6 protein-coding genes are annotated in these 14746 nt (G+C 50.2%); all 6 read left to right on the forward strand.

Annotation, left to right across the window (positions count from 1 at the left end):
- Positions 1-6: 6 nt before the first annotated feature.
- The 6 genes from C1A06_RS11530 (at position 7) to C1A06_RS11555 (ending at position 14731) form a co-directional block, all read left to right on the forward strand.
- Positions 7-2094 carry a type IA DNA topoisomerase gene (locus C1A06_RS11530; protein ID WP_004291456.1) on the forward strand — a complete coding sequence of 696 codons (2088 nt, stop codon included), beginning with the start codon at positions 7-9 and terminating at the stop codon, positions 2092-2094.
- A 162-nt stretch (positions 2095-2256) separates the two neighbouring features.
- Entirely contained in the window at positions 2257-2709 is a 453-nt protein-coding gene (locus tag C1A06_RS11535) for a DUF1896 domain-containing protein (RefSeq protein ID WP_004304266.1), read from the forward strand.
- Positions 2699-8515 carry a helicase-like domain-containing protein gene (locus tag C1A06_RS11540; RefSeq protein ID WP_004291462.1) on the forward strand — a complete coding sequence of 1939 codons (5817 nt, stop codon included), beginning with the start codon at positions 2699-2701 and terminating at the stop codon, positions 8513-8515. Before C1A06_RS11535 ends, C1A06_RS11540 begins: the two co-directional genes overlap by 11 nt.
- A gap of 657 nt (positions 8516-9172) precedes the next feature.
- Positions 9173-11098: a tetracycline resistance ribosomal protection protein Tet(Q) gene (gene tet(Q), locus C1A06_RS11545; protein WP_004291466.1), complete on the forward strand. Its 1926-nt coding sequence runs from the start codon at positions 9173-9175 to the stop codon at positions 11096-11098.
- Positions 11098-13416, forward strand: a complete 2319-nt coding sequence (locus C1A06_RS11550; RefSeq protein WP_004291467.1) for a hybrid sensor histidine kinase/response regulator — start codon at positions 11098-11100, stop codon at positions 13414-13416. The genes tet(Q) and C1A06_RS11550 overlap by 1 nt, the downstream gene beginning before the upstream one ends.
- Positions 13409-14731 carry a sigma-54-dependent transcriptional regulator gene (locus C1A06_RS11555; RefSeq protein WP_101690406.1) on the forward strand — a complete coding sequence of 441 codons (1323 nt, stop codon included), beginning with the start codon at positions 13409-13411 and terminating at the stop codon, positions 14729-14731. Before C1A06_RS11550 ends, C1A06_RS11555 begins: the two co-directional genes overlap by 8 nt.
- Positions 14732-14746: the final 15 nt, after the last annotated feature.

Here is a 14746-nt window from a genome sequence, read left to right on the forward strand (position 1 = left end):
GAAGACATGAAGACAATCATTGCAGAAAAGCCCTCCGTGGCACGTGAAATCGCCCGCATCGTGGGCGCGACAAAGAGAGAGGAAGGATATTTCGAGGGAGGCGGTTATGCCGTGACATGGGCATTCGGACACCTCGTTCAGCTTGCCATGCCCGACGGCTACGGCGTGCGCGGATTTGTCCGTGACAACCTCCCGATTATTCCCGACACATTCACGCTCGTCCCCCGTCAGGTCAGGACGGAGAAAGGTTACAAGCCCGACAGCGGCGTGGTGTCGCAGATAAAAGTCATCAAAAGACTGTTCGACACAAGCGAACATATCATCGTGGCGACCGATGCCGGACGCGAGGGAGAGCTTATCTTCCGCTACCTCTACCACTATACGGGTTGCACCACTCCTTTCGTGCGCCTGTGGATCAGCTCTCTCACCGACAAAGCTATCCGCGAGGGACTGCGGAAACTCGAAGACGGCAGCAAATACGACAACCTCTACCTCGCCGCCAAAGCGCGGAGCGAATCCGACTGGCTCGTGGGCATCAACGGCACACAGGCGTTATCCATCGCCGCCGGACACGGCACGTATTCCGTGGGGCGGGTGCAGACACCAACGTTGGCTATGGTATGTGAACGCTACTGGGAGAACCGCCGCTTTACGTCCGAAGCATTCTGGCAGCTCCATATCGCAACGGACGGTTGCGACGGCGAAGTCGTGAAATTCTCATCCTCCGAGAAATGGAAAGAGAAAGAACCGGCGATGGAACTATATAATAAGGTAAAGGCGGCAGGTTGCGCCACTGTCACGAAAGCCGAGCGCAAGGAGAAGACGGAGGAAACTCCCTTGCTCTACGACCTGACCACGCTCCAGAAAGAAGCCAACGCCAAGCACGGCTTCACGGCGGAACAGACGCTTGAAATCGCGCAGAAACTCTACGAAAAGAAGTTGATAACCTATCCGAGAACGGGAAGCCGCTACATCCCCGAAGACGTGTTTGCCGAAATTCCCAAACTGCTCGCTTTCATCGGCACACAGCCCGAATGGAAAGACAAGGTGCGGGCAAAAGCCGCCCCGACACGCCGCAGCGTGGACGACGGCAAGGTGACAGACCACCATGCCCTGCTCGTCACGGGTGAGAAACCGCTCTTCCTCTCCAAAGAGGACAATACCATCTATCAGATGATTGCCGGGCGCATGGTCGAGGCATTCTCTGAGAAATGCGTCAAGGATGTGACCACTGTCACGGCGGAATGTGCCGGAGTGGAGTTTACCGTAAAAGGCAGCGTCGTGAAGCAAACCGGATGGCGTGCCGTCTATGGCGAGGAAAAAGAGGAAATTACCATCCCCGGCTGGCAGGAAGGCGACACGCTGACACCGAAAGGCTCGTCCATTACCGAAGGAAAGACCAAACCCAAGCCGCTGCATACCGAAGCCACCCTGCTCTCGGCAATGGAAACGGCGGGCAAGGAAATTGAGGACGACGCACTGCGGCAGGCGATGAAGGACTGTGGCATCGGTACTCCCGCCACACGCGCCTCCATCATCGAAACGCTTTTCAAGCGCGGTTACATGGAACGCTGCAAGAAGTCGCTTGTTCCCACCGAAAAAGGACTTGCCCTCAATTCCGTCGTCAAGACGATGCGCATCGCCGATGTTGCCATGACGGGCGAATGGGAAAAGGAGCTGGCGCGTATCGAGCGCGGGGAACTGTCCGACGACACCTTCCGCAAGGAGATAGAGGCGTACACACGTGAGATAACCTCCGAACTGATCTCGTGCGACAAGCTCTTCGGCAGCCGTGACTCCGGCTGCGCGTGTCCCAAGTGTGGCACGGGCAGGATGCGGTTCTACGGCAAGGTGGTACGCTGCGACAACACGGAGTGCGGACTGCCCGTGTTCCGGCTGAAAGCGGGACGCACCCTGTCCGACGATGAAATCAAAGACCTGCTCACCGAAGGGCATACCAAGCTGCTCAAAGGGTTCAAGAGCAAACAGGGCAAGAGTTTCGATGCTGTTGTCGCCTTTGACGGGGAATATAACACGACTTTTGTGTTCCCGGAGGCTAAAAAGGACAAGAAATTTTCAGGACGGAAGAAATAGTATTAACTTTGCCACTTGTTCAGAGTAATGAATTGTTCTTCGATACCGGATTACACTCATACTTTGGATTTAGTGGTGGCACTCGGAGGGATACCGAGTGCCTTTTTCTTCCTTTTTCCAACCGATTATCCCGTTAATTATCAATCCGCTAAATCCAAAGTAATGAACAACAAGAAGAAAAACGAGGGTCAGACCGACTTTTCCTATTACGGTCTGTACCTGCTGGACTATCTCCGCACGAACAAGTTTGAACAGGCTGACGACACCGCTTTCATACGGGAACGGGCCGACCGTGCCGCCGAAACGTATGAGAGGGCACGGCTTGAAGGCTATCCCGCCGATGGTGCGCAGGAACTGGCGATGGACACGCTGCTGCGCGGGCTGCATTATTCCCGTTACGCCATCCTCCGCGAAGTCGTGGAAAACGAGTTTGCCGATGAAGTGCCGGAAGAGAAGCGTGAAGCCTTTGTCCTGAAACTGCTGCCGCTTGTCGGCAACGTGTTCTCCGTCTATGACCTCTCGGATGACAATTTCGCCCTGTCTTCCGATTACGACCTGCTCTACACGGAGCTGACGGGAGCAACCGTCCTTTACTTAGACGAATATGGCGTTTAACCGCAAACAGAAACTGCGGGACAACATCGAGGCGATACGGACGGCATTCATCCTTGACAGGGAAAATAGGACAGCGACAACCGAAGAGCGTGCCATACTTCAAAGGTACTGCGGTTTCGGCGGTCTGAAATGTATCCTCAACCCTGCAAAGGAACTGACGGATGCCGTCCGGTGGGCGAAATCCGACCTCGAACTGTTCGCCCCGACGGTGGAGCTGCACAGGCTTATCCGTGAGAACAGCAAGGACGAAACAGAGTACAAGCGGTTTGTGGATTCGCTGAAAGCGTCCGTGCTGACCGCTTTCTACACCCCCAAAGAGATAACCGACACCATCGCGGACGTGCTGGCAGATTACAGCGTCCGCCCCGCCCGTATGCTCGAACCGTCGGCAGGTGTCGGCGTGTTCGTGGATTCCATGCTGCGGCACAGCCCCAATGCGGATGTGATGGCTTTCGAGAAGGATCTGCTCACGGGTACAATCTTGAGGCATCTCTATCCCGACCAGAAAATGCGCACCTGCGGTTTTGAGAAAATCGAAAGACCGTTCAACAATTATTTCGACTTGGCGGTGTCCAACATTCCGTTCGGTGACATTGCCGTGTTCGACGCGGAGTTTCAGCGGAGCGACTCTTTCGGCAGACGCTCCGCCCAGAAAACCATCCACAACTATTTCTTTCTCAAAGGACTGGATGCCGTGCGTGACGGCGGTATCGTGGCGTTCATCACCTCGCAAGGGGTATTGAATAGCACCAAGACCTCCGTGCGTAACGAGCTGTTCAGTCAGGCCAATCTGGTATCCGCGATACGCCTGCCCAACAACCTGTTCACGGACAACGCGGGCACGGAGGTGGGCAGTGACCTGATTGTCCTGCAAAAGAACCTCAGCAAGAAGGAAATGTCGCAGGACGAGCGGCTGATGACCGTGATACAGACGGACACGAAAACCGCCCTGACCGACAACGCCTATTTCATCCACCACCCGGAACGCATCGTGCATACGATGGCGAAACTTGACACAGACCCCTACGGGAAGCCCGCTATGGTTTATCTGCACGAGGGCAAGGCAGCAGGCATCGCCGGGGATTTGCGCCGTATGCTCGACGAGGATTTCCATTACAGGCTTGCCATGCGCTTGTATTCGGGTTCAATCCGGCAGGCAGGAACGGAAGAAAAAGTTGCCGTTCAAAATAAAGTAGAGCGTCCTGCCATAAAATTGGAAACAGTATCCTCGGCGCAGACGGTGGAAACTCCGACAGAAAAGCCGCAACCCGCAGATGAAAAGCCGGAGATAGAACCGCGCCCGCAATATTCCGCAGGCGTGCAGCTCACCCTGCTTGACCTCTGGGGGATGACGGAAGAGGTCAGCCAACCGAAAACCTCCAAAAAGAAAAAGACGGTGAAAAAGGCAGTTACGGCAAAGTCCACTCCGCCCAAACCGAAAGTCACGGTTACACCGACAGCTCCAACTGCAAAACCCGCAATGGAGAATAAGGAGGTGAAAGCGGAGAACACCGCCAAGCCTGCCGACCCGGACGACATCTATGCCACACTGGACTGGGATACCAATCCTCCCATCAACGGTTTCTATGAAATGATGATGGGTTTGACGCCGGAGCGTAGGAAAGAACTTCGGGAACTGGCAAGGCAGCATAACGAGAAACAAGTGGCGGAAAAGACGGAAGTGAAAGCCGTGCCGGAAACTTCCCGTGAGCAGCCACGACAGGAGGAAACACAGCCGGAGGCAGTCGCCGCACCTGCCGTTACAGATACCCCATCGGAAGCGGTGGGGACTTTCCTTTTCCCCGACATCGAAGCGGAAAAGCCGAAGGAGGAAGTCGTGGACCTTTCTCCGCGTGCCTACCACCGCACGCCGGAGATGCACCTGCGCGAAGGGTCGCTGGTGGCTGACCGGGGGCGTCATAACATCGGCTACCTGAAAGACATCACGCCATACGGGGCGACATTCCAGCCGCTCGACCTGAAAGGATACCAGAAGGAAAAGGCGTTGTTGTATGTGTCGCTGCGTGACGCCTACGAGCGTCTGTACCGTTATGAATCGCTCCGGCGCGAGGCAAATGTTCCGTGGCGAGAGCATCTGAATACCTGTTACGATGAGTTTGTCATGCGCTACGGCAACCTCAACGCCAAGCAGAACGTGAAGTTAGTGATGATGGATGCGGGCGGGCGCGACATCCTTTCGCTGGAACGGATGGAAAACGGAAAGTTCGTCAAGGCGGACATCTTCGAGCATCCTGTTTCCTTCGCGGTGGAGAGCCATGCCAACGTAGGCTCTCCCGAAGAAGCCCTGTCTGCGTCGCTCAACAAATATGGTACGGTCAATCTCGACTATATGCGGGAGATAACCGACAGCACGGCGGAGGATTTGCTCACTGCCCTGCAAGGGCGCATCTACTACAATCCGCTCGTGACCGGTTACGAAATCAAAGACCGTTTCATCGCCGGAAATGTCATAGAGAAAGCGGAACGCATAGAGGCATGGATGGGTGACAATCCCGAAAATGAGCGTATGCCGGAGGTGAAGCAGGCGTTGGAGGCTCTGAAAGATGCCGAGCCGCAGCGCATCGCCTTCGAGGATCTGGACTTCAATTTCGGGGAACGCTGGATTCCGACGGGTGTCTATGCCGCCTACATGAGCCGGCTGTTCGACACGGAGGTGAAAATCGCCTATTCCGCAAGCATGGACGAGTTTTCGGTGGTGTGCGGCTACCGCACCATGAAAATCACGGACGAGTTTCTGGTGAAGGGGTATTACCGGAACTATGACGGTATGCACCTCCTAAAACACGCCCTGCACAACACCTGCCCTGACATGATGAAGTCCATCGGCAAGGACGAGCATGGCAACGACATCAAGATGCGCGACAGCGAGGGAATACAACTCGCCAACGCCAAGATTGACGAGATACGAAACGGCTTCTCCGAATGGCTCGAAGAGCAGTCGCCGCAGTTCAAGGAGCGGCTTGTGACGATGTATAACCGCAAGTTCAACTGTTTCGTGCGCCCGCGCTACGACGGCTCCCATCAGACCTTTCCCGACCTCAACCTGAAAGGGCTGGCAAGCCGGGGTATCAAGAGCGTCTATCCCTCACAGATGGATTGCGTCTGGATGTTGAAACAGAACGGCGGCGGAATTTGCGACCACGAGGTGGGAACCGGTAAGACGCTGATAATGTGCATCGCCGCGCATGAGATGAAGCGTCTGAATTTGGCACACAAGCCGATGATTATCGGGCTGAAAGCCAACGTTGCGGAGATTGCAGCCACCTATCAGGCGGCATATCCCAACGCACGTATTCTGTACGCTTCGGAGAAGGACTTTTCGACCGCCAACCGTGTGCGCTTCTTCAATAATATAAAGAACAACGACTACGATTGCGTCATCATGTCGCACGACCAGTTCGGCAAGATACCGCAGTCGCCGGAATTGCAGCAGCGCATCCTGCAAGCAGAGCTTGACACGGTGGAGGAAAACCTCGAAGTGCTACGGCAGCAGGGAAAGAACGTGTCGCGGGCGATGCTGAAAGGATTGGAGAAGCGCAAGCACAACCTTGAAGCGAAGCTGGAGAAGGTGGAACACGCCATAAAGTCACGCACGGACGACGTGGTGGATTTCAAGCAGATGGGCATCGACCACATCTTCATAGATGAGAGCCACCAGTTCAAGAATCTGACTTTCAACACGCGCCACGACCGTGTGGCGGGATTGGGAAACAGCGAGGGAAGCCAGAAGGCACTTAACATGCTCTTTGCCATACGCACCATACAGGAGCGCACAGGAAAAGACTTGGGTGCGACCTTCCTCTCCGGCACGACTATCAGCAACTCACTGACTGAATTGTACCTGCTGTTCAAGTACCTGCGCCCGAAGGAGCTGGAACGGCAGGACATAAGGTGTTTCGACGCTTGGGCGGCGATATTTGCCAAGAAGACGACGGATTTTGAATTTAACGTGACGAACAATGTGGTCCAGAAGGAGCGTTTCCGCTACTTCATCAAAGTGCCGGAGCTTGCCGCCTTCTATAATGAAATCACGGACTACCGCACGGCGGAGGATGTGGGCGTTGACCGTCCTGCCAAGAACGAGATACTGCACCATATACCGCCCACGCCGGAACAGGAGGACTTCATACAGAAACTGATGCAGTTCGCCAAGACGGGCGATGCCACCTTGTTGGGCAGGCTGCCGCTTTCGGAAACGGAAGAAAAGGCGAAGATGCTCATCGCCACGGACTATGCCCGGAAAATGGCACTCGACATGCGCATGATAGACCCGAATTACGAAGATCATCCCGACAACAAAGCGAGTCACTGTGCCAAGATGATCGCGGAGTATTATCAAAAATACGACGCCCAGAAAGGCACGCAGTTCGTTTTCTCTGATTTGGGGACATACCAGCCGGGCGACGGGTGGAACGTCTATTCGGAAATCAAGCGCAAACTGACGGAGGACTACGGTATACCGCCAAGCGAGGTGCGCTTCATTCAGGAGTGCAAGACCGACAAGGCGCGGAAGGCGGTGATAGACGCCATGAACGCCGGGACGGTGCGTGTGCTGTTCGGCTCTACCTCTATGCTCGGAACGGGTGTGAACGCCCAGAAACGGTGTGTGGCTATCCATCATCTCGATACGCCGTGGCGACCGTCCGACTTGCAACAGCGTGACGGACGCGGAGTTAGGGCAGGTAATGAGATTGCCAAACATTTCGCCGGGAACAACGTGGATGTAATCATCTACGCGGTGGAGAAGTCACTGGACAGCTACAAGTTCAACCTCCTGCACTGCAAGCAGACTTTCATAAGCCAGCTCAAAAGCGGTGCGATGGGTGCGCGTACCATCGACGAGGGGGCAATGGACGAAAAATCGGGCATGAATTTCTCGGAATACATGGCGTTGCTCTCCGGCAATACCGACCTGTTGGACAAGGCGAAACTGGAAAAGCGGATCGCATCGCTCGAAGGGGAACGCAAGTCGTTCAACAAGGGCAAGCGTGATTCGGAGTTCAAGCTGGAGTCAAAGACCGGCGAGTTGCGCAACAACACGGCTTTCATAGATGCCATGACGGAGGACTGGAACCGCTTCCTGTCGGTGGTGCAGACCGACAAGGAGGGCAACCGCCTTAATATAATAAAGGTGGACGGAGTGGATTCCGCCGATGAGAAGGTCATCGGAAAGCGTTTGCAGGAGATAGCCAAGAATGCCACGACCGGAGGGTTGTACACGCAGGTCGGTGAACTTTACGGTTTTCCGATAAAGGTGGTGAGCGAAAGGATACTCAAAGAGGGATTGGAGTTCACCGACAACCGCTTCGTGGTCGAGGGGAACTACAAGTACACCTACAACAACGGGCATCTGGCGATGGCTGACCCGTTGGCCGCCGCCCGCAACTTCCTCAACGCGATGGAGAGGATACCCTCCATCATCGACCAGTACAAGGCGAAGAACGAGGTGCTGGAGATGGAGATACCGCAGTTACAGGAGATAGCGGGTAAGGTGTGGAAGAAGGAGGACGAGCTGAAGCAGTTGAAGTCCGAACTTGCCGCCCTTGACCGAAAAATTCAGCTGGAGCTTGCGCCACCCACGCCCGAAGTCGCAGAAAAGGAGAATGAAGGGCAACAGCTCAAGCCGGAAGCGGAAGATGTGAGGAACAGGCAGGCGCAATATCCCGAAAATGCACCGCCGCAGATACGCAGTCCGGCGGATAGTATCGTTGCCAACCATGTCATAATCGGGCGTCCGGGACTGTATGCCAAGGAGGAAACCCGGTCCAAAGGATTGAAAATATAACCTAAGGAATTTTATCTGAAGTATTAATAAGGGCTATCCCAAAAGGTCTAAAAGTAAATTTTATCCTTTCTGCAAGTATCTATAGGATGGCAACTGCATTTTTTTCTTTTTGGGCAGCCCTTATTAAAATTTATTCTTATTTTAGGTTATATACATTCATGTCCATTTATGTAAAAAATTCCTGCTGACCTTGTTTATGTCTTGTCAGTCACCATTTGCAAAACCATATTTGACCCTCAAAGAGGCTGAATTTGATAAGTAACTTGCTACATACTCATAATAAGGAGCTAAATAGAACACGAATGGGAAATACACAAATGCTAAACTAAAGAAGATATTGGCCAAAATAAACGCTATACCGAGAGAGAAACTTGATTTTTCAACTTCCTAAAACGGTGTTGTTCAAACATTTCTACTTATTTGTACTTGCCAGTTGAACCTACGCTTCCCTAATAAAATGTCTATGGTAAAAAGTTAAAAAATCCTCCCACTTTTGTTAGATATATTTTTTTGTGTAATTTTGTAATCGTTATGCGGCAGTAATAATATACATATTAATACGAGTTAGTAATCCTGTAGTTCTCATATGCTACGAGGAGGTATTAAAAGGTGCGTTTCGACAATGCATCTACTGTAGTATATTATTGCTTAATCCAAATGAATATTATAAATTTAGGAATTCTTGCTCACATTGATGCAGGAAAAACTTCCGTAACCGAGAATCTGCTGTTTGCCAGTGGAGCAACGGAAAAGTGCGGCCGTGTGGATAATGGTGACACCATAACGGACTCTATGGATATAGAGAAACGTAGAGGAATTACTGTCCGGGCTTCTACGACATCTATTATCTGGAATGGAGTGAAATGCAATATCATTGACACTCCGGGACACATGGATTTTATTGCGGAAGTGGAGCGGACATTCAAAATGCTTGATGGAGCAGTCCTCATCTTATCCGCAAAGGAAGGCATACAAGCGCAGACAAAGTTGCTGTTCAGTACTTTACAAAAGCTGCAAATCCCGACAATTATATTTATCAATAAGATTGACCGTGCCGGTGTGAATTTGGAGCGTTTGTATATGGATATAAAAACAAATCTGTCGCAAGATGTCCTGTTTATGCAAACTGTTGTCGATGGATCGGTTTATCCGGTTTGCTCCCAAACATATATAAAGGAAGAATACAAAGAATTTGTATGCAACCATGACGACGATATATTAGAACGATATTTGGCGGATAGCGAAATTTCACCGGCTGATTATTGGAATACGATAATCGCTCTTGTGGCAAAAGCCAAAGTCTATCCGGTGCTACATGGATCAGCAATGTTCAATATCGGTATCAATGAGTTGTTGGACGCCATTTCTTCTTTTATACTTCCTCCGGCATCAGTCTCAAACAGACTTTCAGCTTATCTCTATAAGATAGAGCATGACCCCAAAGGGCATAAAAGAAGTTTTCTTAAAATAATTGACGGAAGTCTGAGACTTCGAGACGTTGTAAGAATCAACGATTCGGAAAAATTCATCAAGATTAAAAATCTAAAGACTATTTATCAGGGCAGAGAGATAAATGTTGATGAAGTGGGTGCCAATGATATCGCGATTGTAGAAGATATAGAAGATTTTCGAATCGGAGATTATTTAGGTGCTAAACCTTGTTTGATTCAAGGATTATCTCATCAGCATCCCGCTCTCAAATCCTCCGTCCGGCCAAATAAGCCCGAAGAGAGAAGCAAGGTGATATCCGCTCTGAATACATTGTGGATTGAAGACCCGTCTTTGTCCTTTTCCATAAACTCATATAGTGATGAATTGGAAATCTCGTTATATGGTTTGACCCAAAAGGAAATCATACAGACATTGCTGGAAGAACGATTTTCCGTAAAGGTCCATTTTGATGAGATCAAGACTATCTACAAAGAACGACCTATAAAAAAGGTCAATAAGATTATTCAGATCGAAGTACCACCCAACCCTTACTGGGCCACAATAGGGCTGACTCTTGAACCCTTACCGTTAGGGGCAGGGTTGCAAATCGAAAGTGACATCTCCTATGGTTATCTGAACCATTCTTTTCAAAATGCCGTTTTTGAAGGGATTCGTATGTCTTGCCAATCTGGTTTACATGGATGGGAAGTGACAGATCTGAAAGTAACTTTTACTCAAGCCGAGTATTATAGCCCGGTAAGTACACCTGCTGATTTCAGACAGCTGACCCCTTATGTCTTCAGGCTGGCTTTGCAACAGTCAGGTGTGGACATTCTCGAACCGATGCTCTGTTTTGAGTTGCAGATACCCCAAGTAGCGAGTTCCAAAGCTATTACAGATTTGCAAAAACTGATGTCTGAGATTGAAGACATCAGTTGTAATAATGAGTGGTGTCATATTAAAGGGAAAGTTCCATTAAATACAAGTAAAGACTATGCCTCAGAAGTAAGTTCGTACACTAAGGGCTTAGGCATTTTTATGGTTAAGCCATGTGGGTATCAAATAACAAAAGACGGTTATTCTGATAATATCCGCATGAACGAAAAAGATAAACTTTTATTCATGTTCCAAAAATCAATGTCATTAAAATAATGGAGCGGTCAGGAAATTTCTATAAGGCAATACGGTTGGGATATATACTTATCTCCATTCTTATCGGATGTATGGCATATAATAGCCTCTATGAATGGCAGGAGATAGAAGCATTAGAACTTGGCAATAAAAAAATAGACGAGCTCCGAAAAGAAATAAACAATATCAATATTCAAATGATAAAATTTTCTCTATTGGGTGAAACAATACTGGAATGGAACGATAAAGATATCGAGCATTACCATGCACGGCGTATGGCAATGGACAGTATGCTCTGCCGTTTCAAGGCCACCTATCCAGCAGAGCGCATCGATAGTGTGCGCAGTCTTTTAGAGGATAAGGAACGACAGATGTTCCAGATAGTCCGGTTAATGGATGAACAACAATCTATTAACAAGAAGATAGCCAATCAAATTCCGGTTATTGTACAGAAAAGTGTGCAGGAACAGTCCAAAAAGCCAAAACGAAAAGGTTTCTTAGGCATATTCGGCAAAAAAAAGGAAGTAACTCCAGCAGTATCAACCACTATCCTTCATTCGGTCAATAGAAACGTAATCAGCGAACAGAAAGTGCAGGATCGCCAATTGTCGGAACAAGCCGACAGCCTTGCAGCTCGTAATGCAGAACTTAACAGACAACTGCAAGAATTGATTTGCCAAATAGAAGAAAAGGTACAAACCGAACTGCAAAGCCGGGAAAACGAAATAGTTGCCATGCGTGAAAAGTCATTTATGCAAGTAGGCGGTTTAATGGGATTCGTTCTTCTATTGTTGTTAATTTCCTACATCATCATACATCGTGATGCAAAAAGCATTAAACAATACAAGCACAAGACAACTGATTTGATAAGGCAACTGGAACAATCCGTACAACGGAACGAGGCACTGATAACGTCAAGGAAGAAGGCGGTACATACTATCACCCATGAACTGCGCACACCGCTGACAGCAATAACAGGCTATGCCGGACTGATACGGAAAGAACAGTGTGAGGATAAGTCCGGGCAGTATATCCAAAACATACTGCAATCCTCCGACCGTATGCGGGATATGCTTAACACTTTGCTTGACTTCTTCCGCCTGGACAACGGCAAGGAACAGCCCCGTCTGTCACCCTGCCGGATTTCAGCAATCACGCACACACTTGAAACGGAGTTCATGCCTGTTGCCGTGAACAAAGGGCTGTCCTTGTCCGTGAAGACTGGACACGATGCCATTGTATTGACCGACAAAGAGCGAATAATACAAATCGGGAATAACCTGCTGTCAAACGCTGTCAAGTTCACAGAAGAAGGCGGTGTTTCTTTGATTACTGAATATGATAATGGAGTTCTGACACTGGTCGTTGAAGATACAGGTACAGGCATGACAGAAGAGGAACAGAAACAAGCGTTCGGTGCGTTTGAACGTCTATCAAATGCCGCCGCAAAGGAGGGTTTCGGGCTTGGGCTTGCCATAATGCGTAATATTGTGTCGATGCTTGGCGGAACAATCCGTTTAGACAGCAAGAAAGGGAAAGGCAGTCGTTTCACAGTTGAAATTTCTATGCAGGAAGCTGAAGAACAGCTTGGATATACAAGCAATACACCTGTTTATCATAACAATAAATTCCATGATGTTGTCGCCATTGACAATGATGAGGTATTACTTCTGATGCTGAAAGAGATGTATTCCCAAGAAGGAATACACTGCGACACTTGCACCGATGCTGCGGCACTGATGGAAATGATACGCCAGAAAGAATACAGCCTGTTGCTGACAGACTTGAATATGCCCGATATAAACGGTTTCGAATTGCTGGAACTGTTGCGTTCGTCCAACGTGGGCAATTCACCAACAATCCCGGTGGTTGTGGCAACCGCTTCGGGCAGTTGTAACAAAGGGGAACTATTGGCAAAAGGCTTTGCCGGATGCCTGTTCAAACCGTTCTCCATATCGGAACTGATGGAGGTTTCCGACAGGTGTGCCATAAAAGCGACACCGGACGGGAAACCGGACTTTTCCGCCTTATTGTCCTATGGCAATGAAGCCGTCATGCTGGAAAAGTTGATAACTGAAACAGAAAAGGAAATGCAGGCGGTACGGGATGCAGCAAAAGAAAAAGACCTGCAAAAGCTGGATTCCCTGATCCACCACCTGCGCAGTTCGTGGGAGGTGCTCCGTGCCGACCAACCGCTGAATGTACTTTACGGATTGCTTCGTGGCGATGCTCTCCCGGATGGTGAAGCGTTAAGCCATGCCGTGACTGCCGTGCTGGATAAGGGAGTGGAAATAATACGGTTGGCAGAAGAGGAAAGGAGAAAATACGAAGATGAATAAGACAAAAATAATTGTGGTGGAAGACAACATCGTGTATTGCGAATATGTCTGCAATATGCTGTCACGGGAGGGCTACCGCAATATGAAGGCTTACCACCTCTCAACCGCGAAGAAACATCTGCAACAGGCAACAGATAATGATATCGTGGTTGCCGACCTGCGTCTGCCTGACGGCAGTGGCATAGACCTTTTGTGCTGGATGCGAAAGGAGGGAAAGATGCAGCCCTTCATCATTATGACCGACTACGCCGAAGTTAATACCGCCGTGGAAAGCATGAAACTCGGCTCGATAGACTATATTCCCAAACAGCTTGTGGAGGATAAACTTGTCCCCCTGATCCGTTCCATACTGAAAGAACGTCAGGCAGGACAACGCCGTATGCCTATATTCGCCCGTGAAGGTTCCGCCTTTCAGAAAATCATGCACCGCATAAGGCTGGTAGCCGCCACCGATATGAGCGTGATGATATTTGGTGAGAACGGCACGGGCAAGGAGCATATTGCCCACCTGTTGCATGACAAGAGCAAACGTGCAGGCAAGCCATTTGTGGCGGTGGACTGCGGTTCACTCTCCAAAGAGCTTGCACCGTCGGCTTTCTTCGGACACGTCAAAGGTGCATTTATAGGTGCGGACAATGCCAAGAAAGGATATTTCCATGAGGCGGAAGGCGGCACGTTGTTTCTGGACGAGGTAGGAAACCTCGCGTTGGAAACCCAACAGATGTTGCTCCGTGCCATACAGGAGAGGCGGTATCGCCCGGTCGGAGACAAGGCAGACCGGAATTTCAATGTCCGCATCATCGCTGCTACCAATGAAGATTTGGAGGTATCGGTGAATGAAAAGCGTTTTCGGCAGGATCTTCTGTACCGCCTGCACGACTTCGGGATAACCGTTCCTCCGTTGCGTGACTGTCAAGAAGACATTATGCCGCTGGCAGAGTTCTTCCGTGATATGGCAAACAGAGAGCTGGAGTGTAGCGTGAGCGGGTTCAGTTCCGAAGCACGTAAAGCGTTGCTGACACACGCATGGCCGGGCAACGTGCGGGAACTTCGGCAGAAAGTTATGGGTGCTGTATTGCAGGCGCAGGAAGGTGTTGTCATGAAAGAGCATCTGGAACTTGCCGTGACGAAACCGACCTCTACTGTCAGCTTCGCCTTGCGCAATGACGCGGAGGATAAGGAGCGGATATTGCGTGCGTTGAAACAGGCAAACGGCAACCGGAGTGTCGCCGCAGAACTGCTCGGCATAGGCAGGACAACACTATACAGCAAACTTGAAGAGTATGGACTTAAATATAAATTCAAGCAATCATAGCCCGTAATTCACTGA

The sequence above is a fragment of the Dysgonomonas massiliensis genome (genome assembly GCF_900240225.1).
GTDB lineage: Bacteria > Bacteroidota > Bacteroidia > Bacteroidales > Dysgonomonadaceae > Dysgonomonas > Dysgonomonas massiliensis.